Source organism: Shewanella sp. BJSY2023SW001 (assembly GCF_047314685.1).
GTDB lineage: Bacteria > Pseudomonadota > Gammaproteobacteria > Enterobacterales > Shewanellaceae > Shewanella > Shewanella indica.
Map to the genome: position 1 here is coordinate 14567 of NZ_JBKORF010000057.1, position 21352 is coordinate 35918.

Annotated in this window: 14 protein-coding genes; 10 read left to right on the forward strand and 4 right to left on the reverse strand. The window is 51.5% G+C overall.

The features are described 5' to 3' along the window. Window positions 1-399 precede the first annotated feature (399 nt). Entirely contained in the window at window positions 400-882 is a 483-nt protein-coding gene (locus ACMHXH_RS13475; RefSeq protein WP_039034842.1) for an Rsd/AlgQ family anti-sigma factor, read from the reverse strand. Between the two features lie 613 nt (window positions 883-1495). Here ACMHXH_RS13475 and hemE point away from each other — a divergent pair. From hemE to ACMHXH_RS13490, 3 genes are all read left to right on the forward strand, one after another. Continuing rightward, a complete protein-coding gene (gene hemE, locus ACMHXH_RS13480) occupies window positions 1496-2560 on the forward strand; it encodes a uroporphyrinogen decarboxylase (RefSeq protein WP_039034841.1) in 1065 nt (354 codons plus the stop codon). A gap of 434 nt (window positions 2561-2994) precedes the next feature. Next, on the forward strand, window positions 2995-5592 hold the full coding sequence (locus ACMHXH_RS13485) for a putative bifunctional diguanylate cyclase/phosphodiesterase (protein ID WP_335912369.1): 2598 nt from the start codon (window positions 2995-2997) through the stop codon (window positions 5590-5592). 26 nt (window positions 5593-5618) lie between these two features. After that, window positions 5619-6422, forward strand: a complete 804-nt coding sequence (locus tag ACMHXH_RS13490) for an SDR family oxidoreductase (protein WP_071476148.1) — start codon at window positions 5619-5621, stop codon at window positions 6420-6422. 53 nt (window positions 6423-6475) lie between these two features. On the opposite strand, the gene ACMHXH_RS13495 is transcribed toward ACMHXH_RS13490, so the two are convergent. Both ACMHXH_RS13495 and ACMHXH_RS13500 read right to left on the reverse strand, forming a co-directional pair. Further along, window positions 6476-6700 carry a hypothetical protein gene (locus ACMHXH_RS13495; RefSeq protein ID WP_039034839.1) on the reverse strand — a complete coding sequence of 75 codons (225 nt, stop codon included), beginning with the start codon at window positions 6698-6700 and terminating at the stop codon, window positions 6476-6478. A gap of 74 nt (window positions 6701-6774) precedes the next feature. Continuing rightward, on the reverse strand, window positions 6775-8418 hold the full coding sequence (locus tag ACMHXH_RS13500; protein WP_233962916.1) for a methyl-accepting chemotaxis protein: 1644 nt from the start codon (window positions 8416-8418) through the stop codon (window positions 6775-6777). 339 nt (window positions 8419-8757) lie between these two features. Here ACMHXH_RS13500 and uvrD point away from each other — a divergent pair, with 339 nt between their 5' ends. The 4 genes from uvrD to ACMHXH_RS13520 all read left to right on the forward strand — a co-directional run bounded on the left by uvrD (window position 8758) and on the right by ACMHXH_RS13520 (window position 13645). Further along, window positions 8758-10923 (forward strand): DNA helicase II, encoded by a 2166-nt coding sequence (uvrD, locus tag ACMHXH_RS13505; RefSeq protein WP_039034838.1) that lies wholly within the window; start codon window positions 8758-8760, stop codon window positions 10921-10923. Window positions 10924-11025: 102 nt separating this feature from the next. Next, window positions 11026-11886: a 4-hydroxybenzoate octaprenyltransferase gene (ubiA, locus tag ACMHXH_RS13510; RefSeq protein ID WP_039034837.1), complete on the forward strand. Its 861-nt coding sequence runs from the start codon at window positions 11026-11028 to the stop codon at window positions 11884-11886. 150 nt (window positions 11887-12036) lie between these two features. Continuing rightward, on the forward strand, window positions 12037-13077 hold the full coding sequence (locus ACMHXH_RS13515; RefSeq protein WP_162207064.1) for an NAD(P)H-dependent flavin oxidoreductase: 1041 nt from the start codon (window positions 12037-12039) through the stop codon (window positions 13075-13077). Between the two features lie 139 nt (window positions 13078-13216). Further along, on the forward strand, window positions 13217-13645 hold the full coding sequence (locus ACMHXH_RS13520; RefSeq protein WP_025009251.1) for a hypothetical protein: 429 nt from the start codon (window positions 13217-13219) through the stop codon (window positions 13643-13645). 139 nt (window positions 13646-13784) lie between these two features. On the opposite strand, the gene ACMHXH_RS13525 is transcribed toward ACMHXH_RS13520, so the two are convergent. Continuing rightward, window positions 13785-14357, reverse strand: coding sequence for a nucleoside triphosphate pyrophosphohydrolase family protein (locus tag ACMHXH_RS13525; RefSeq protein WP_162207065.1), 573 nt, complete (start codon window positions 14355-14357; stop codon window positions 13785-13787). A gap of 289 nt (window positions 14358-14646) precedes the next feature. Between ACMHXH_RS13525 and ACMHXH_RS13530 the strand changes: the two genes are divergently transcribed. The 3 genes from ACMHXH_RS13530 (at window position 14647) to ACMHXH_RS13540 (ending at window position 21330) form a co-directional block, all read left to right on the forward strand. After that, complete coding sequence (locus ACMHXH_RS13530; RefSeq protein ID WP_335912370.1) at window positions 14647-15363, forward strand: response regulator transcription factor; 717 nt, start codon at window positions 14647-14649, stop codon at window positions 15361-15363. Between the two features lie 52 nt (window positions 15364-15415). Beyond that, entirely contained in the window at window positions 15416-17584 is a 2169-nt protein-coding gene (locus ACMHXH_RS13535; RefSeq protein ID WP_186299992.1) for a tetratricopeptide repeat protein, read from the forward strand. Window positions 17585-17874: 290 nt separating this feature from the next. Next, window positions 17875-21330 (forward strand): S8 family serine peptidase, encoded by a 3456-nt coding sequence (locus ACMHXH_RS13540; RefSeq protein WP_071476146.1) that lies wholly within the window; start codon window positions 17875-17877, stop codon window positions 21328-21330. The last annotated feature ends 22 nt before the right edge of the window (window positions 21331-21352 follow it).

The window sequence follows — 21352 nt, forward strand, 5'->3', positions numbered from 1 at the left end:
GCGCCGGATTATAACTTCTTGGCAACAAAGAACGCCAGCATCCTGGTTTAATTCCTTTTACTAAGTTGATCATTTTGATGAGCGTCGTTTTCATAACAAGGCATGCAACTGTTAGGGAAGGTGCGAATCAAGGTACCGTTTGCTTTGGCTAATACATGCTCCTGATAACACTTGAGCTGTAAATTTAAACAAATTGCGAGAGAGGGCGGGATTTTGCTTTGCCAGATAAAAAGAAAGGATCGAGTATTTCTCCGCTCGATCCCCATTATTCCGACCAAATATCCATCTAGATATCACTGTTAATGCTCATCTGAACATTACATAGAGCCGGCTTTGGAGTCTGAAAACGGCAGCAATAAGGCATTAGGTACGACAATAGCCAGCAGACTCGTTACGGTATCAGTTGATTGTAGGTGCTGATTTTTTATTGTGCAGCACTTCCAACATTCTATCTTCCAACTGGAAGCGGGTCTCCAGGGCGTGCACCAATTCGGCGAGATCTTTATCCAGTTGATAGAGTAGATCGTCGCTTTCCAGCTCGGAGTATTTATCACTGAAGTCCAGAGCTTGATCTGTCGTCTCGACAATCTTGGGCAGTAATTGCTGTGCCAGTGCCTTGTTCGATTGCCCTTGTTCGTCACAGGCGTCGACGACTCTATTGAAGACCTCGAAATGACCTTCTGAAACGTAATCCACCAACAGATTACAGAAGCCGCGAACCTGATCGACGCAGGGCAGGGACTTGTCACGGTTTTCATAGGGGGCCAGTCCGGCTAATTTGCAGTAATAAACCAGCAATTTCCTGCGGTTATTCAACCATTGATCCACCAAAGCATTGGCTCCGCCCCATTTTTGCTCGGCCTGTTCAAGTTGTTTCAGCATGATCTTCTCATCCTTATCGCCGCACCTGTACCTAATTTAGGTGACAAGTTAACCAGTGATCAACTCTTTTCGGCGTGTAAATGGTTTTTTTACTCATGGACAAACCAGTTGTTTTGTATACAAAAACAACTCAAATGTTAAATTGTGTATCCGGATGCGGATTGGAAAATAAAAAGCCCAGCGGTAGAAACTACAGCTGGGCGAGGAAAGTTTTAACGGGCTCGATGTGACGAGCTTCTTGATTGTTCTTGCTAGCGCAGACTTTTTATACCAAAGGGTGGGAACCTGTGCAACTTTTTTCTGTCATAAGACGTTCGGCTGACGCCTGGATCTTTATACTTTTGTTGTAAAAATGTGAGCTGGCGCAATTGCGTTGCCGTGTCTCGCGGCGCATTAAGTCTGTGGTGGCCGAGTCGTTAGTCTTTATCGTCAATTCGGTCATAAATTTGTCCATTTCAGTTGCCCAATAAAGCTTGGATGGGGTCAAACTCTTCTCCGGAATGGTATTTATCCATGCCTCTGGTCACATAAATACTCAGACACAGGTTACAATGCAGCCGCAAATGCTAAACTAGCGAACCAGCAGATCTCAATCGGAGTAGGAATAAGCCCAATGGCAGAATTAAAAAACGATCGTTATTTACGTGCGCTGCTCAAGCAACCTGTTGATGTTACACCAGTTTGGATGATGCGCCAGGCTGGCCGCTATCTGCCAGAATATCGCGCTACCCGCGCCGAGGCCGGTGACTTTATGGCGCTGTGCCGTAATGCCGAGCTGGCTTGTGAAGTTACCCTGCAGCCGCTGCGTCGTTTTGAATTGGATGCGGCAATCCTGTTTTCCGATATTTTGACTGTGCCTGATGCCATGGGTTTGGGCCTGTATTTTGAAGCAGGTGAGGGGCCTCGCTTTGAACGCCCAACCGATACCATTGACGCCATCAAGAAACTGGCTATTCCGGATCCGGAAGATGAGCTCGGTTATGTGATGAAAGCCGTTAGCACCATTCGCCGCGAACTCAAGGGCGAAGTACCGCTAATAGGTTTTTCTGGTTCACCTTGGACACTGGCTACCTATATGGTTGAAGGTGGTTCCAGCAAGGCCTTCGAAAAGATCAAGCGGATGATGTATGCCGAGCCTGCAGCATTGCACATGTTGCTGGACAAGCTGGCTGACTCAGTGACCCTTTATCTGAACGCCCAGATCGCCAATGGTGCACAAGCCGTGATGATCTTTGACTCTTGGGGTGGGGCGCTGTCACATGCGGCTTATCGTGAATTCTCCCTGCGTTATATGCAGAAGATCATCGATGGTTTGAACCGTCATGCCGAAGGTCGTCAGGTTCCTGTAACCCTGTTTACCAAGGGCGGTGGTCTATGGCTTGAAGCTATGGCTGAGACAGGTTGTGATGCCCTGGGGCTGGATTGGACCATAGACATAGGCGATGCCCGTAAGCGTGTCGGCGATAAGGTTGCCCTGCAGGGCAATATGGATCCTTCGACTCTGTACGCATCGCCTGAGCGTATTCATGAAGAAGTGGCGCAGATCCTGGCCAGCTATGGTCAAGGTACAGGCCATGTATTCAACCTGGGTCATGGTATCCACCAGCACGTGGATCCTGAGCATGCCGGTGCCTTCGTTAAGTCGGTACATGAGCTGTCTGCCCAGTACCATAAGTAAGTTAGTATTCGTTTATTAAAAAGGCCCGCAGTGCGGGCCTTTTTAATGTTAAAACAATAACATGTTGTCCGGGCTTGCACCCTTGGATAACATTAATGCGACTGAGTGGCTGTGTCTTAGGGGGAGGACTAACCTGATTCTGCGGTGGACAGGAACCCATGCTGAATTACCCGGAATACAGATTTAGTTCCTTACCATTGATATTTTCAATTTGACAAATTGTGCTCCAAAGCACGTATCTATCTCTTTTTTCCTGCGCCAAATCAACACAAGCCTGTAAGAGTCAGGGCAAGCTGGTGCAGTTTGTCGCGGGCAAAGGGCGGCAAACTGGCGATGATGCCAGTCAAGAGTTTTAACCGGTCATTAAATGAGGTATGTTGCCTGCCGGAGTTCGGTCACTCTTGATATCCGATCACAATCAGCCGTGGTTTAAGATGCACATTGGCAAAAAAATAGGCGTGTTCATTCTGGGGTTCTGTATTCCGGCCCTGCTTGTGGTCGCCTACTGTTTGAATTTTTGGTTTGAATACAGTCTGGGTCAGTTCCGGCAGCAAACGCTGGAACATGAGTATGTCGGTATTGAACAACAGTTTACCCGAGAGTCCCGGCGTTTGCTGCAGCTGGCGCGTCTCTATGTCCCCATTCTCGAAATGCCGTCAGATTCATTGTTAGCCGGTTGGGTTGAGGGGTTACAGTCATCCAATATCAGTCTGTTTCATCTACATCAGGGCAAGGTAACGGCGCTGGCCAACGGCAAGACCCGGGTGCTTGAGCAAAAAGTTCCTCCTGCCGATATGTTTGCTGCTTTGGATAAAGAAGCGTTTGGCGCTGCTGTCGTCAATGGTCAACCGCTGCAGATTGGCTTCTATCGTTTTGACGATGACGAGGCTTTGATCGTCACTCGTTTGCTGACCCCTGTGCACCTGCAGAGTCTTGGGCAGACCAATCTTATCCAATCTGTGACCTTGGTTCCGCTGCGACAGCCTGTGAGTATAGGGCAGCATCTTAAGCTTTTCAGTCAAGTTCCCGTACCGACACTGTTGGACGAGCCTTTTGTATTACAGATCAGACAACAGAGCGATGCCTTTGAACGTCTGGAGTGGCAGAGTTTACTTGTGGTGATGCTGCTATTGCTCGGTGGCATGCTGATGGTCGCCATCGGTTATTTGTGGTTACGACGCGGGTTGCTAAAACCTTTCGACCGACTGATGACAGAGCTTAAGGAGATAGATCCCAGCGCCAGGCGTTATACCCATATTAGTGGTTGCGGCGGCGCTGAATTCAAGGTGTTGGCTGACAGGATCAACAACTTGTTGTTGCGGATATTTCAGCAAAACGAACGTTCCCGTATCACCCTTGAATCCATTGCCGAAGCGGTAATCCTCACCAACAATAAGGCCAAGGTTATCTACCTTAATCCGCAGGCTGAATCCCTGCTTGGGCTGCGCAGTCAACAGGCATTGGGGCGAACGCTGGATTCTCTACTCAAGAGTGACGATCAACTGGACGAAGAGTTACTCGCCTTTATGTCCAGTGGTAACCGACAGCCCGAGTACAGTAAGGTCACTCTGCAGATGCAGCAGCCGAGGATTATGGAACGGGCTGTGAGCAATCTCTGTAACCACAAAGGTAAAGTGATAGGTGCGGTGACAGTGCTGCGGGACATTACCCAAGAAGAAACCCTCAAACAGCAACTCAGGTTGAAGGCCAGTGTCGATGGTATTACCGGGCTTTATAATCGTAGCGCCTTTGAGGAACGCTTGCCCGGCTTTGCCGAAGGCGCCGATACCCTGGCGCTTTGTTATCTGGATTTGGAGCAGTTCAAGCTTATTAATGATAACTGTGGTCATGACGCCGGCGATCAGATGTTGGTGATGGTTGCCAGAGCCATAGAATCCTGCTTGCAGGGCGATGAAATGTTGGCCAGACTCGGTGGTGATGAGTTTGGCTTGGCTGTCCGTAACCGCAGTGCTCTTGAAGTCGCCAAGCTTTTGAAGCAGTTGGTGAAGCAAGTTTGTTTGCAGGTATTGCCTTGCGGCGGTGCCCATTACCGGGTGGGTGTCAGCAGTGGTGTGGCCTTCCATCGAGGCCCTTGCATGGCCCCGGCCGAACTGCTCAAGGATGCCGATATCGCTTGTCTGGCGGCCAAGCGCAAGGGCAGTAATCAAATTCACTTCTTTGATGATCGCAATAAAGAGCTGGCTAATGAGCGCAATGCCCCCAAGTGGGCTGTGCGTATTGCCAGAGCCATAGAAGACAAAGAGTTATTGCTCTATTTTCAGCCAATTAAAGGACTCAATGGTTGTTGTCGCCGTCAAAGGTTGGAGATCTTGCTGCGGATCCGCGACAACAGTGGCCGAATCTTGCCTCCGGCCCAGTTTATTGCGGCGGCGGAACGCTTCAAGTTAATGCCCGATGTCGACCGGGAAGTGATCCGCAAGGCTTTCCTGTGGCTCTCTGAGCATCCGCAGCTGTGGCCTGAGATCAGTATCTCTATCAACCTCTCGGGTAATAGTCTGGGCAGCGAGGGCATGCTGGACTATATCGCCGAGATGCAGGGGCGTTATGGTATTCCCAGCTCCTGTGTCTGCTTTGAGATTACAGAAACCAGTGCTATCCAGAACCGAACCCGGGCGATGGAAATGCTCAACCAATTGCGCCGCTTGGGATTTGCCTTCGCCCTGGATGATTTTGGCAGTGGCTTTGCTTCTTACGGTTACTTGCGGGAACTTCCGGTGGATTATGTCAAGATAGATGGTTGCTTCGTTCGTCATCTGGCCAGCAATGCCAAAGATTATGCGATAGTTAAATCCATTCATGATGTGTGCCGGGTCATGGGGATAGAAACTGTCGCCGAGTTTGTCGAAAACCAGGAAATAGTGGACAAGCTGTTGGAGATAGGGGTTGATTATGCTCAGGGTTACGCCATAGGGCGCCCCAAACCTCTGGAGCAATTTTATCAGTGGCAGAAGGCTCATGAGCAGCAGTTGCAGGGATTGCACTTGCAAGAGGAGTATGCGAGCTTAGCCTGATAACTTCGACTGACAATGGACTGTAGATGGAAGGACTCGCTAATAAGGTCATAGTGATTACCGGTGCCTCGGAAGGTATTGGACGGGCGCTGACGCTGGCATTGGCACCACTCGGTGGACAACTTGTGCTCAGTGCCCGCAACGAACCCAGATTACGTACCCTGGCGATGGAGGTCGAATCGGTCGGCGGTGCGTCGCTGGTGGTCTGTGGTGATGTCGGGCGACAACAGGACTGTGAAGCCTTGATAGCCACGGTAATCGAGCGCTTTGGTCGGCTGGATATATTGATTAATAATGCCGGCATGACCATGTGGAGCCGCTTCGATGAACTCAAGCAACTGGATATTCTTGAACAGCTGATGCGGGTCAATTATTTGGGACCTGCCTGGCTGACCCATGCGGCGCTGCCGCATCTGAAGGCTTCCCAAGGGCAAGTGGTCGTGGTGGCTTCCGTGGCTGGTCTCACTGGGGTGCCAACCCGCAGTGGTTATGCTGCTTCCAAACATGCTGTAGTGGGGTTCTTTGACTCTCTGCGTATCGAATTGGCCGAGGATGGTATTGCAGTGACAGTGATCTGCCCTGACTTTGTGGTTTCCGAGATCCATCGGCGGGCGCTGGATGGTGAGGGTAAGCCACTCGGGACTTCTCCCATGGCGGAGAGCAAGATCATGACTGCCGAAGAATGCGCGCAGATGATGCTGCCGGTCATAGCCGGGCGGGGCAGGATGCTAATTACCTCCTGGCGTGGTCGTCTGGGACGTTTTGTTCGCCTTATTGCTCCAGCATGGGTGGATAATCTTGCCCGCAAGGCAATAGCGTCCGGGCACTAGCCCAAAAATAGATAAGCCTCCGCAGTGGAGGCTTATTTAGGTTATTTTAGAGATTACTTTTTGTCGTTGAGGTGCTGGACTATGGTGGCCTTCGCCTCTTCATGGCTAGCCTTGGCAGCTTTGGCTTGAATATGGGCTGTGGCTTTGTGGCCGGTTAAATCCTCGGCGATATGTAGCCAATCCGGATGCCAGTAAAACTGGCTGCCTTCCAGGGTTGACCAGTTGTGTACTCCATGAGTTTCACCGTTATATACCAAGTCTTTGATTGAATATCCCATAGTCAGTCTCTCCAAGTCGGAATGGTATTATCATGCGGCCGTTGTGGCCGCTTGATTGTGACAAAGATCTCATTTTAGGTGCGAAAACGGCTGATCAAATGCGCCAGATTGTGGGCTAACTGACTCAGCTCCTGGCTGGATTGAGATACCTGCCCTGTTCCCATTGACACCCTGGAGGCGGCATCACTGATATTGGTGATGTTGACCCCCAACTCGCCGGTAACCGCTGTCTGTTGTTCGGTGGCACTGGCCACCTGAATTGCCATATCGTTGATGATACTGATGGCGGCACTAATCCTTTCAATCGCATCACTGGCCTCATTGGCACAGCGGACACTGCCTTGCATACGTTCACGGCTCTTTTGCATCACTTCATTGGCATGTTGAGCCCTTTGTTGCAGCTGCTCTATAGTGCCTTTGATTTCCAGCGCCGAGCTTTGGGTGCGGCTGGCGAGGGTGCGTACTTCATCGGCCACTACTGCAAAGCCTCTGCCGGCTTCACCGGCCCTGGCAGCTTCGATGGCGGCATTGAGGGCCAACAGGTTGGTCTGGTCCGTTATCTGGGCGATCACTTCCAGCACCATGGCTATGGAGTCTGAGTCTTTCTGTAATTGATTTATCACTTCGCTGGCGGCGGTGATTTCTGCATCTGAACTTTGAATGGTATCCAGAGTTTGCATTACCACTTGCTGGCCTTCAGTGGTGGCTTGCACCCCTTGGTTGGCTTGATCGGCGGTTTGTGTGGTGTTGCGGGAGATGTCGGCAATCGAGCTCTGTAGCTCTGTCATAGCGGTGGCTACCTGATCGACCTCAGAGCGCTGCTGTTGCATCTCCTCGGCAGATTCAGCGGCGACAGCAGTCATCTCCTCCACAGCCGCAGCCAGTTGTACCGAGGCGGCGCCTATCTGGGAGATCATTTCATGCAATGTGGTACGCATCTGTCCCAGAGTTTCTGCCAAATGTTTGAATTCGCTGCCGCTGAATTTCTCCATCGGGATGGCGCTGGCGAGATCGCCCGAAGCGATTTTTTCCAGCACTTGCGTGGTGGCGCCAAGGGGGATAAAGATTCGTCGCAGCAGGAACCAGCCGGCTCCCAGTGCCAGGGTTACAAAGAGACAGAAGACGATAACCAAACTGCTGCTGAGGGATTGAATCGCCTGTTCACTGGCGCTTCTGGCAGAGCTGACCTTATTGGTTTCCAGCTCCATCAAGGCTTTGAGCTCGGTCTCGACATTGTTGTAAATATGCCAGGATTCCATGGAGGTCAGCATGTTGGCGGTGTTTTCCGCAAGGTCGTTGCTGTCTTGAGCCAAAAACTGCTTATGCAGTCCCATAAAGGCCTGCAGCGGCGCATCCAGCTTGTGCAGCTGCACCAGGGTATCTTGTCCGGCACCCTGTTTAAGTTGCTGTAATGCCGAGTTGATCGCCAGAGTCTGATCTTGAAGGTACTGACGTGACTCCTCACTCATGGGAGCGTTCAGTACCCGTCTCAAGCTGTAACCCAGCTGTTCCCGTCTGAGGCCGGATACCAGTTGCAGTAAAGAGGCGGCCTGATCATTGCTGTGGTACTCCCGTTCCAGCAGGCTTATTTGGCTTTTCACCTCCTCTAGGTGATAGCCAATGGTGCCCAATGACAGGCAAAACAGTGCTAAAAGCGCAGCAAACAAGGTGATTAACAACTTGCGCAAAGAAAGATTGGAAAAGATGGCTTGGTTCAAAACCCGGCTCCCAAACAAATGCATGAAAAATATAGTGAATGTTTCAAGATCCTAGGTCTTTGCTCTGTTATAAACTGTGAGTTGTGGCAATTTAATAGGTAAATGTTTTAACTTTTAGTATTTTTGATTGTTAATATTATTAAGTCGTTATTTAGTAATGATTTAATATGAACTTTTGAGACTGTATTTTGTTTTTGAACAAAGTAGGGGAAATACCGATGAAGCCGACTCTGTTTTGCCCTCTTACCTTGAGTCCGGTTCTATCAGTAGCCTGCCAAGGCGCGTAGGAGCAATGGGTCTTTCCTGCTATAATGCGCGCTCGTTTTTGTGGAGGCGCGAATGGACGTATCTTCTTTATTGGATGGCCTGAATGACAAGCAGCGTGAGGCGGTAGCCGCACCTCAATCGAGCATGCTGGTGCTCGCCGGAGCCGGTAGCGGCAAGACCCGGGTACTGACTCACAGGATTGCCTGGCTGCTGCAGGTGGAAAACCAGAGCCCGTACTCCATTATGGCGGTGACCTTTACCAATAAGGCGGCCGCCGAGATGCGGGAGCGGCTGGAGAAGATAGTCGGCAACCATATGGGCCGTATGTGGATTGGTACCTTTCATGGTCTGGCCCATCGTCTGCTGCGCACTCACTGGCAGGATGCTGGCCTGCCGCAGAATTTTCAGATCCTCGACTCGGATGATCAGCTGCGCTTGCTCAAGCGTATTCTCAAGAGCCTGAATTTGGATGAGAAGCAGTATCCGCCGCGGATGGTGGCCAGTTATATTAATGGTAAAAAGGATGAAGGTTTACGCCCGAAGCATCTTGATGGGGGGATTTTCCCCATGGAACAGAGGCTGATTCAAATCTATCAGGTGTATCAGGAATCCTGTGATCGTGCCGGGCTGGTGGATTTTGCCGAGATACTCTTGCGGGCTCACGAGCTGTTTCTCAACAAGGAACATATTCTGGCCCACTATCAGGATAGATTCCGCAATATTCTGGTGGATGAGTTTCAGGACACCAACGCCATTCAATATGCCTGGATCAGAGTACTGGCAGGCAAGAGCGCCAATGTGATGATAGTGGGCGACGATGACCAGTCCATCTATGGCTGGCGCGGCGCCCAAGTGGAAAATCTGCACAAGTTTTTGCAGGACTTTCCCAATGCTGAAACCATTCGCCTGGAGCAAAACTACCGCTCCAGCGGCAATATTCTCAAGGCCTCCAACGAACTTATCGCCAACAACCCGGATCGGCTGGGTAAACAGTTGTGGACCGAAGATGTCGATGGTGAACCCATCTCAGTTTATTGTGCCTTCAATGAGATGGATGAAGCCCGCTTCATCATAGGCCGCATTGGCGACTGGCAGGACAAGGGCGGCAGTCTCAGTGACTGCGCCATCCTCTATCGCAGTAATGCTCAATCACGGGTATTGGAAGAGGCCTTGCTGCACAAGGGGCTGGCTTATCGCATCTATGGCGGTTTGCGCTTCTTCGAGCGTCAGGAGATCAAGGATGCCATGGGGTACCTGCGTCTGATTGCCAACCGCGATGATGATGCCGCCTTCGAGCGGGTGGTCAACACTCCCGCCAGAGGTATAGGCGATCGCACCCTGGATATTCTCAGAACCACAGCCCGGCAGCAGCAACTGACTCTGTGGCAGGCCTGCGTCCGTTTGTTGGAAGAGAAGGTCTTGGCAGGCCGCGCCGCCAATGCGGTGCGTGGCTTTATGGACTTGATAGTGCAGCTGCGCAGTGACACCGAAGAGCTGCCTCTCTATCGCCAAGCGGATAGAGTGATCCAGGATTCCGGGCTCAAGGCCATGTATGAACAGGAAAAGGGCGAAAAGGCTCAGGCCAGAGTGGAAAACCTCGAGGAACTGGTCACCGCGGCGCGCACCTTCGAAGTGCCGGAAGAGCTGGTGGACATGGGGGAGTTGAACGCCTTCTTATCCCATGCGGCGCTGGAGGCGGGAGAAGGCCAGGCTGATGCCCACACAGATGCGGTGCAGTTGATGACGCTGCACTCGGCCAAGGGGCTGGAGTTCCCGCTGGTGTTTATGGCCGGTGTTGAAGAAGGGCTGTTTCCCAGTCAGTTGTCGCTGGAAGAGGGCGATCGTTTGGAAGAAGAGCGGCGCCTGTGTTACGTGGGCATGACCCGCGCCATGCAGCAGCTGTATATCACCTATGCCGAGTCGCGCCGCATCTATGGCCGTGAAAACTATTCACGGCCGTCGCGCTTTATCAAGGAGATCCCGCCTCAGTACCTGCAGGAAATTCGTCTCAAGGCGCAGGTGGCCACCCCCATGGCCAATAACAGGTTCAGCAAGTCGCAAAGCAGCTTCAACGACACGGGCTTCAATGTCGGCCAACGGGTGCTGCATCCCAAATTCGGTGAGGGGATAGTGACCAATTTTGAAGGCCAGGGCGCACAGGCCAGGGTGCAGGTGAATTTTGATGACTTCGGCAGTAAGTGGTTGGTGGTGGCCTACGCCAAGTTAACCGCGTGCTGACAGCCCGCATAGGAAAATTCGCGTTTTGCGGTGTCAATCACACTGTTGCTGAGTCATAATGCTTGGCAAATTTAAGGCTGAGATGTGTTGGAGAGCCTACCGATGAACTTGAGGGAAAAAATTGACGTCTATGCCCGTCTGTCGCGACTGGACAGACCCATAGGGACTTTTCTGCTGTTGTGGCCCTGTTTAATGGCGCTGTGGTTGGCGGCCGGGGGCTTACCGGATCTCAAGGTGTTGATCATCTTTATCATAGGTGTGTTTGTGATGCGCGCCTGCGGCTGCATCATCAACGACTATGCAGACCGTGAATTGGACACCTATGTCGAGCGCACCAAGGCCAGACCTTTGGCCAGTGGCGAGGTCACAGTCAAAGAAGCGCTGGGCTTGTTTGTCGTCATGGGGCTGTTTGCCTTTGGTCTGGTGTTGCTGCTTAACCCTCTGGTGGTGAAGCTCTCCCTTGTCGGTATGCTGCTGACTATCATCTATCCCTTCACCAAACGCTACACCAATATGCCGCAGATGTTCCTCGGCACAGTGTGGAGCTGGTCGATCCCCATGGCTTATGCCGCCCAGACAGGTGAAGTCCCTGTCGAAGCCTGGTGGCTATTTGCCGCTAACTGGTTCTGGACTGTAGCCTACGACACCATGTATGCCATGGTGGACAGGGACGATGATCTCAAGGTGGGGATCAAGTCCACCGCGATTCTGTTCGGCCGTTACGACAGGCAGATCATCGGCCTGTTTCAGCTGGCGGCGCTGGCCTGCTTTATGACTGCAGGTTATGTGGCCGAGCGAGGAGCCCTTTATCTGGTAGGGCTACTGGCCTTTATCGGCTTTGGACTTTATCAGCAGAAGCTGATTTATGACAGGCAGCGGGCACCCTGCTTCAAGGCGTTTCTCAACAACAACTGGGCGGGTATGGCTTTGTTTGTCGCCTTGGGGATGGATTACCTGCTCTGAACGACATTGAGTTTGACTATCAACGCCGCGATTCTCGCGGCGTTTTTGCTGGTGCAAACCACTGCCAACCGTTAGTCTGAACAGCCAGGTTAGTAAACCAAGCAGCGGCAAGAGGTGCTGCTGAGGACTGAAGCAAGAAGGAGTCTTGGTATGTTGATAGAACAACTCTTTGGTATTGAATTACCGCTTATTCAAGCACCTATGGCCGGTGCTCAGGGGGTGCCGCTGGCTTTGGCGGTCGCTTCTGCCGGTGCGCTTGGCTCCATTCCCTGCGCCATGTTATCCCATGACAAACTCAAGCTGGCAATAGAAAGCTTCAGGCGTCAGAGTGACCGGCCGCTGAACCTTAACTTCTTTTGCCATAAGCCACCCGAGGAACAACCCGAGCGTTTGCGTACCTGGCTGCAGCAACTGGCGCCTTATTACCGTGAATTCGAGGTCGAAGAACTCGGCGGCGGTGCTGAGCGGCGTCCCTTCGATGCCGAGGTGGCCGCGGTTATAGAACCCTTTCGTCCCGAAGTGGTGAGTTTTCATTTCGGGCTACCCTCCACCGAACTGATGCTCAGGGTCAAGAGTTGGGGCACCAAGGTGATTGCCTCGGCAACCAGCGTCGCTGAGGCCAAATGGCTTGAATCCAGAGGCGTGGATGCCATCATAGCCCAGGGCCTGGAAGCCGGTGGTCACAGAGGCCATTTCCTCAGTGATGACTTGACTGAGCATAGCGGTACTTTTGCCCTGTTACCGCGCCTGGTACAGGCGGTGAAGGTGCCCGTGATTGCCGCCGGTGGTATTGCCGACGCCGCCGGAGTGCAGGCGGCCATGGCTTTAGGGGCGGCCGGGGTGCAGGTGGGTACAGCCTATCTCCTGTGCCCGGAGGCCGAGATCAGTGAACTGCATCGCCAAGCGCTGAAAGATCCGCAAATGAATCGCCATACGGCACTGACCAACCTCTACAGTGGTCGCCCGGCCAGAGGCATAATGACCCGTTTGATGCGTGAGTTGGGGCCTTTGGGGCAAGCGCCGGACTTTCCACTGGCGGCCAATGCCATTGCGCCGCTGCGCGCCGCGGCAGAAGCACGCGACTGCTGTGACTTCAGCCCGCTCTGGTGTGGTCAGAATCCGGAGGGATGTCGGGAAATTCCCGCCGCCGACTTGACCCGTGAGTTGATGGCGGCCTTTATCAGGGCTTGAGCTTTTTCTGGTCTAGTGTATGTAACTGGTTGTATCATTGCGAATTAGTCACTCCTGCAACCGGTGGAGTGACCCTATCTTAAGATGGACTGCAATCAAAGCTTTGACTGCGGCGTAGAGCCGCAAAAGGGAGATATAGATGAAAAAATCACTTGCTCTGGCGCTGCTGGCCCTAATGGTCAGTGCCAACGCCGCGGCGCGAGATACCATAGCCCAGTATCCGGTGCAGGAACTGCTGCAGACCGAGAAGGCCAAAGAAGCCCTTTACGATGTGCCACTGTATTTTGCCACTCAGGCGCATCCGGAGATCAGCAAGAGCTATGGCGAGGTGATCACCAATAAAAAGACCAATGCCTTTGGCAAGTCAGATCGCGAAGCTTGTGAGTGGGTGATGTTGAGTGCCCTAAAGGCGTTGCAGGAGCGCGCCGAGCGTGAGGGGATGGACGCTGTGGTCAATATCCAGTCCTATTACAAGAAGCGTGAGTTTGCCAGCGAAACTGAATATGAGTGTGGTGCCGGGGCTATCATGGCCGGGGTGGCGCTGAAAGGGACCTTGGTGAAGTTCTAACGGTGAAGTTCTAACGATGAAGCACTCACAGTTTTGAACGCTGAAAAAGCAGACCTGGAGTCTGCTTTTGTGGGCGAGCGGTTGGGAACCTGTTTGGTTCCCCAAAGGCGAGTGCCAGTTTAGGATTGAACGCCGAGCGTTACACCAGATCCTTGAGGTTGGCTGGACGATAATAGACAGACTTGAGCACCTTGCCCTGGCGCACTGTTTTGCCGGTCATTTCCACATCTTTGGCGCACTTGGCTATCAGGAAGTCACCCTGACGGCTACCGACAATTTCCACCCCTTGCTTGGCATAGTGGGCCACGGTGTCGGCCAGTTCTTGCTCATTGCGGCACACCTTGCTCATGTTGCTGGCATGCACTTCATCCCAGCAGGGCTCAAAGTCGATAGCTTTGTTGGCGGCAACCTGCAGCAGCAGATCTATCAGGTAGCTGATCTCCAGTCGCTCCCCGACTTGGGTGCAGCCCAAGTGCACCAAGCGTCCCATCAATACATACACGCTGTCGACTATGGCGTCGGCCTGTTCAACCTTGTCGTCGGCTTCGGCCAGTTCGGTCAGCTCTTCGCTGATAAGTGAGGTGTGCAGAGTGTCTGCCTTGGCATCTAGGGTCTCAGGAGAGTCGACCGGCAGATCGAAGGTGGTTCGGAATTCGTGAATATCCCGGTAGAGCTTGCTGTATAGCTCTTGAGTCAGCAGAGTCAGTTTCATTGCTTGGGTTCCAGCTTGGGCAAAGGAGGGGATGATAAAGAATTACCGGGTTTGAGGCAAAGTTTGGCTACTGTGCCTGTTTAAAATCTGCCTTTGCTCGGCTTGATGCTGACACCCCAGGTTGTCACCTTTGGATTTTGTGCCAAGCTGAACTTTGTATCTGGAGTTGCCCTCGGACCGTTTTTTGGGCCCTTCCCCTGAGAAGCATTAATCACACTTGAGATACAAAGTTTGAATTTTGTACATAATTACATACAATCAAATTCATAGCTTTCGGGGATGTGACATCATGGATTTGAGTGAATTTATCCTGTTGGTTGATGACGATCAGGAATTAACAGAGCTGCTGAGTGGCTTTTTGACCAAGAATGGCTTTGAGGTCCGAACCGAAGCCAATGGTGTAAATGCCGCCAGACGCATTATTGACGAACGCCCCCGATTGGTGGTGTTGGATGTCATGCTGCCAGAGATGGATGGACTTTCTATCTGTCGCGAAGTTCGTAGTCGTTATCCCGGCCCCATCCTGATGTTAACCGGGTTAGGGGATGATATTGATGAAGTTGCCGGGCTTGAAACCGGAGCGGATGACTATATTGCCAAGCCGGTTCGTTCCCGGGTGCTGTTGGCGCGTATTCGCAGCTTGCTGCGCCGCTCGGAACGACAAGAAGGCCAAGTTCAGGAACCAAGAGCAAATCAGAGTGAGACCCATTTGGCTGTCAATGGTTTGCGTCTGGACAAGCTGGAGCGGACTGCAAGTTTGAATAACCAAGATCTTGAACTTACCCTGGCCGAGTTTGAACTGCTGTGGCTTTTGAGCAAACATGCTGGCCGGACTCTCGCGCGGGATGCTATTTGCGAACACTTTAAAGAGCTGGGTTATGACAGCACACCGCGCACTATAGATCTTCGAATTTCTCATCTGCGACGCAAGATGGATGATGATCCCAAAGAACCCTCCCTAATTAAAACGATACGTGGTCAAGGCTACGTACTGACCCTGAGTTAAGATGAAAGTCTTCTTGGTAGTTTCCAGATTTCAAGGCCGTTCTGGGGCGTTAATGCCCTGGCTCTTGGGATTGTTACTGCTGATATTGCTGCCATCTTGTCAGGAAGCGGAACGTTCATCTTTGGTCTCGGATGAGCATAGTCAAATCCTCGAACTGCTTGATTTGGCTGCCGCCTCACGCCATCAAGACCCAATCAAAACCATAGACTACAGTACACAGGCTCTGCGACTACTGGAAATTGAGCCTGACCCAGGTTCCGAGGTGATGGCGCTCAGTAATCTGGCCTGGGCGAAAATGATGTTGGGGGAGTTTGCCGAGGCTGCGGACTTTGGCGAAGCTGCGTTGACTTTGGCCGAGGAGCAGCAGCAAGCTGAGATCTTGGTGGTACCGCTCAATGTCGCCGGTCTGATTTATTGGCGTCAGAGTCAGTTGGATAAGGCTCTAACCTATTATCAGAGAGCGCTTACAGTTGCCAATAGCCTGAAAAACAGTTCTTTTGAAGCGACCACCTACAACAATATGGGTCTTATCTACAGTGATAAGGCTGAATATCAGTTGGCACTGGAGTGTTTTACCAAGGCCAGGGATCTACATAGAGGACTGGACGACTCAAGAGCATTGGCGCTGGCGTTGAATAATATTGCAGGTATTCATGCGACTTTGGGCGATTTTGGTGAAGCGCTGGCAAATCAACAGGAGTCTTTGAGGATCAGGGAGCAGTTGGATGATAAGTCAGGCGTGGCGGAATTGCATCACAATATGGGGATCACTTATGAGCACATAGGTGATTTGCAGGAGGCTATGGCGCAGTTGCAATTGGGACTGCAGGGATTCGAGGCCTTGGATGACAAGACCGGAATGGCACAGGCGCTGACAGCTCTCGGGACAGTGCAGCAAAAATTGAATAGAAAGGTGGCGGCCAAGGCTGCCATGAAACAAGCTCTGATCTATGGTGAAGAGCTTAAAGACGGTAATGTCACTGCCACGGCTTTAATGAGTCTTGGTAAGCTTTCCTTGGACATGGGCGAGTATCCTATTGCCCGGCGTTATCTGGAGCGAGGCTTGGCTACAGCCGACCGATTGGGGCTGGTCGCCTTGCAAGCCCAGGGAAGGCTGAGTCTCGCTGATTATTTTTTGGCGACCAACGATGTGGATATTGCCCGTGAAAGAGCCGAGCAGGCATTGCAATTGGCGCTTGCCAGTGGCGATCGTGGTCAGCTCAGAGATACCTATGAACTCTTGTCAAAAATACATGAACGTAAAGGTAATTATCGCCAGGCGTTGTTAAACCATAAAGAGTTTAAAAGTATCAATGATGCGCTTTTTAATGCCAACTCCAGTGAGCGTCTGGCATGGCTGCGCAGTTCATTTGAAGATGAAAAACGCCAGCGACAAATCACTTTGCTGGAAGGCGAGAAAGCCTTGCAACAAGAGGTTATCAAACAACAAAAGTTTACCCGCAATCTTTGGATCGTGGCGCTGGTAGCGGCTGCGGCTATTCTGCTGCTGCTCTATGGTCGTCATAGTCAATCGCGGGTAAATCAAGCCTTGCAACGCTCGATAAAGATGCAAAGCGATCTAATGCAGGCAGTGGCGCACGAGTTCAGGGCGCCACTGGCCAGGGTGCAACTGGCTTTTGATATGCTCATCGAAGCCGAGGAGGACGAAAGGCCGCAATTGGAAGACAGGGTACTGCGGGGCCTGGAAGAGTTGGATGAGCTGATCCGTGAAATCGTCAAGCTGATTAAAGCTGAAGGAAGTCCGAGGCGAGCGCCAACAGAGTCTTTGTCGCTGGCGCCATTATTGCAAACTTTGGTGGTAAGGCAGCATCCCTTGTTCCCCGAGAAAAAGATCACCTTAACGCCAGTTGATCCTGAAATATCTGTCATTGCCAGTAAGAAGCATTTGGAATGGGCAATAAACAACTTGCTATCCAATGCATTGCGACACTGCCATCAAGAGGTTCGGCTCAGTTGTCAGCTTGAACAAGGGCAGGTGAATATCATAGTGGACGATGATGGTCCCGGGGTGCCGACTGCAGAAAGAGAACGGATTTTTGAACCTTTCATCCGTCTCGATCCCAGTCGCACCCGTGCCACCGGCGGTATAGGCTTGGGGTTGGCCATCGCTCGACGATTGGCCGAAAATAGTCGGGGGCAAATTCGTGTCGGCGATAGTCCAATGGGCGGGGCGAGATTCGAACTCGTTTGGCCCTGTTAACTTCTTGTTCCTGCTAAATATACCTGCCATCAAATTGTATTTCTTTAGATACACTTCATAACATTCCTTGCTGTTTTTAAGCGGATCTTAGCGTTCTTCAGTTCTTTACCCTGGTGAGACTCAGCTAGTTTTTGCTGCTGAGGATCCACTTTGCTTGGAGTGATGGTGTAAGAACGCTATTGTTAAAAAAGTTTCTTTTTTGTTTGAATTTTGTTTGTTTCGTGTCTAGATTGTATGTGTTCGCATACATAACGATTATAGCGAGCACTCTTAATCACAGGAGACTACAAATGAGAAAGCCGCATACTCGCTTGAGCCGATTGACTTTGGCCATGCTCTCTACTTCCCTGATGGCAGTGACGGTTCCGTCACTTGCCGCCAAGAAACTAGAACCCAAACAAGACTTCGATAATGCCTCTGTTATTGTTAAATTCAAAGAAACCGCAAAGAAAGCGGACCGTAAGCAGTTAATGGCTCAATTCGGTTCTTCATTCAAAGATAAAAACCATGATGGCGTTGATGATCGATTTCGCCATATTGCCAAGGGTCGACTGGCTGAATTGACAGTTCCCCGGGGGCTGGATGCCCGCGCTATGGTGGAACGGCTCAAGCACAACCCCCACATCGAATACGCTGAACTCAACCACAGATTTTATCCTTCGGTTATCCCCAACGATCCAAGCTACGGCCAGTTGTGGGGTATGCCAAAAATCAATGCGGAGCAGGCCTGGGAGATGGAAATGGGCTCGCGAGAGGTAGTCGTTGGGGTGATAGATACAGGTTTTGACTACACTCACCCGGATCTGCGAGACAATATTTGGGTGAATCCCAATGAGGTCCCCAATAACGGTATCGACGACGATGGCAACGGTTATATTGATGATATTCACGGTATTTCAGCCATTAATGATAACGGCAATCCGCAGGATACCCATTACCATGGCACGCATGTTGCGGGAACCATAGGGGCGACCGGCAATAATGGCTCGGGAGTGGTTGGGGTCAACTGGAATACTGCCATGGTAGGTTGCTCTTTCCTGGGTAACCAAGGTGGTACCACGGCAGATGGTATTCAGTGTATTGATTACATGGTTGATTTGAAAAACCGTGGCGTAAATATCCGAGTGTTGAACAACTCCTGGGGCGGTGGCTCATTCAGCCAGGCTTTGGAAGATGCTATTACGGCAGCCAATAATGCCGATATTCTGTTTGTCGCCGCGGCCGGTAATGATGCGATTGATAATGATGTCAATGACAGCTGGCCCGCCAACCATGATGTACCCAATGTGATGGCCATTGCCTCTACTACTCGCGATGATGAAATGTCTTACTTCTCTCAGTGGGGGCTTAATACGGTTGATATGGGGGCTCCAGGCTCGGATGTTTATTCCACTGTTCCAGGGAGTGATTACAATACCCTGAGCGGGACTTCCATGGCGACTCCCCATGTGGCAGGGGCTGCCGCTTTGATTTTGGCCGCCGATCCAACCCTGACTACGGCCGATGTCAAGAATATCCTAATGTCTTCCGGTGACCCCATTGCCGCATTGGAAGGTAAAACCGTGACAGGTAAGCGCTTGAACCTGGAGAGTGCCTTGAACATGGCCGGTGCCGGTGGTCCTGGTTATTATCTGCTGGTGAGTCCTGCCAGTCGCACTGTGAACCAAGACTCGTCTGTGACCTTTGATATCGACATGAACGCCGTGGGTGGCTATAACGGCAATGCCAGTTTCAGTGCTGATGTGCCAGCGGGCTTGAATGCAGCGGTGAGCTTCTCCAGTAACACAGTACCGGCCGATGGTCGCACCACAATGACAGTCTCCACAGATGTCAATACTACCCTGGGCAATCACATCATTACTATTAATGCAGTTGATGGTGATATCCACAAGAGTATCGATGTCAGTCTGCTGGTGTATCCTGCCGGTACGTTCAGCACTACCTACAGCAATGAAAATCCGCTGGCGATCCCCGATGACAATGCCGATGGTGTAAGTAGCGTAATCAATGTACCAATCAACCTGACATTGACGGACCTCGTGGTCAATCTGGACATAGCACATACCTATATAGGTGATTTGCTGGTGACTTTGACTTCGCCCAGCGGTCGCACAGTTACCCTGCATAATCGTACCGGCGGCAGTGCTGATAACCTGGTAGCCAGTTATGCAGTGGAAGACTTTGATCTGGAAGAGGCTTTAGGTGATTGGATTCTTCACGTCACAGATTCAGGATTCCGTGATACCGGTACTCTCAAAAGTTGGAGCATGGATGTTACAGGTGGATCTCAGCCTGGTACCAATCTGCCTCCTACAGTGACTATAGGTGCTAACCTGCAAAATGCTCTATATTTGCCGGGTGATGTAGTCAATTTCGTTGCTGATGCAACCGACTCAGAAGATGGTGATGTTCGTGCCTCACTGGTGTGGACTTCCAGCCTCGATGGTCAAATCGGCACAGGTGGAAACTTCTCCCGCTCGGATTTGAGCCAGGGGACTCACCAGATCACAGTGACAGCCTTTGACAGTCAAGGTGTGGTGAGCAGCCGTGAGTTCTTTCTGTACATTGTTAGTGACGGCACCGTTGTTTCCTATGAGGACAGCAGGGTTCAATCCATCCCTGATATGGGAAGTGTGGTAGCTGAGATTAATGTTCCCCTTGGTGTGAAGATCAAGGACATGAGCCTGTTTGTGGATATTATGCATGGCTTCAACAACGACTTGTTGATCCATTTGGTGTCTCCGAACGGTACTACGGTTGAGATCTTCGATGTGCGCGGTCCGAACGATAACTACCGCGATCTGATTAAAACATTCTATCCTGTTGAGTTTAATGGAGAAGTAGCTACAGGTATTTGGCAATTGGTCATTAGGGATGAATGGAGCGGTGACGCAGGTCGACTGAACAAATGGAGTTTGACTTTTACCCACGACGGTATTGGTAGCACACCTGTTAACGCAGCTCCGGTTGTTGGTATTAGCGCTCCAGTGGGGGGCAGCAGTTTTATTGAGGGTGACACTGTGGCCTTTATGGGCTCTGCCAACGATGCGGAAGATGGTGATGTAGCTAATACCCTGGAGTGGACATCCGATCTGGATGGCCTGATTGGTCAAGGCGCGTCCTTTAGCACCAACAGCCTGAGCGTGGGGCAGCATACAGTGACGGCCAGCGCAGCCGATAGCCAGGCTGCTAATGGTGTGGCCCTGGTAACTTTGACAGTGGAAGCTGCGCCTGTGAATGAATTGCCAAGCGCAGAGTTCAGCTTCCAGGTGAATCATCTGGATGTGAACTTTGCCGATGCTTCCGGTGATAATGATGGGGCTGTGGTCGCTTGGGCTTGGGACTTCGGTGATGGCAATATTTCATCACTGGCCAATCCAAGCCACAGTTATGCCTCTGGTGGTAGCTATGAGGTGACGCTGACAGTGACAGACAACAGTGGCGCCAGTCACAGCATCAGCAAGCAGGTGAGCGTTGCCGCGGCTATCAGCCTCAGTGGTGCCGGCAGTACAGACGGTAGCAAGGTGAATGTCAACTTGAACTGGAATGGCTCGTCAGCCCGAGCCGTCGACATTTATCGTGATGGTCAACTGATCGACAGTACCCGAGATAGAGGCAGCTATAAGGAACGTTTCAACAGCAGTGCCGAAAGCTTTGAATACAAGGTATGTGAAGCCGGCAGCAATATCTGCTCTGAACTTATCACTGTGACCCCTGAGTTAAGCCGCAAAGGAAAAGGTAAGTAACCTATTTGGTTTGTATTGAAAG

Bases quoted from the DNA above. Each gene is read 5' to 3' on its own strand.
- ACMHXH_RS13475 (WP_039034842.1), bottom strand. From the start codon at position 882: ATGCTGAAACAACTTGAACAGGCCGAGCAAAAATGGGGCGGAGCCAAT.
- hemE (WP_039034841.1), top strand. From the start codon at position 1,496: ATGGCAGAATTAAAAAACGATCGTTATTTACGTGCGCTGCTCAAGCAA.
- ACMHXH_RS13485 (WP_335912369.1), top strand. From the start codon at position 2,995: ATGCACATTGGCAAAAAAATAGGCGTGTTCATTCTGGGGTTCTGTATT.
- ACMHXH_RS13490 (WP_071476148.1), top strand. From the start codon at position 5,619: ATGGAAGGACTCGCTAATAAGGTCATAGTGATTACCGGTGCCTCGGAA.
- ACMHXH_RS13495 (WP_039034839.1), bottom strand. From the start codon at position 6,700: ATGGGATATTCAATCAAAGACTTGGTATATAACGGTGAAACTCATGGA.
- uvrD (WP_039034838.1), top strand. From the start codon at position 8,758: ATGGACGTATCTTCTTTATTGGATGGCCTGAATGACAAGCAGCGTGAG.
- ubiA (WP_039034837.1), top strand. From the start codon at position 11,026: ATGAACTTGAGGGAAAAAATTGACGTCTATGCCCGTCTGTCGCGACTG.
- ACMHXH_RS13515 (WP_162207064.1), top strand. From the start codon at position 12,037: ATGTTGATAGAACAACTCTTTGGTATTGAATTACCGCTTATTCAAGCA.
- ACMHXH_RS13520 (WP_025009251.1), top strand. From the start codon at position 13,217: ATGAAAAAATCACTTGCTCTGGCGCTGCTGGCCCTAATGGTCAGTGCC.
- ACMHXH_RS13525 (WP_162207065.1), bottom strand. From the start codon at position 14,357: ATGAAACTGACTCTGCTGACTCAAGAGCTATACAGCAAGCTCTACCGG.
- ACMHXH_RS13530 (WP_335912370.1), top strand. From the start codon at position 14,647: ATGGATTTGAGTGAATTTATCCTGTTGGTTGATGACGATCAGGAATTA.
- ACMHXH_RS13535 (WP_186299992.1), top strand. From the start codon at position 15,416: ATGCCCTGGCTCTTGGGATTGTTACTGCTGATATTGCTGCCATCTTGT.
- ACMHXH_RS13540 (WP_071476146.1), top strand. From the start codon at position 17,875: ATGAGAAAGCCGCATACTCGCTTGAGCCGATTGACTTTGGCCATGCTC.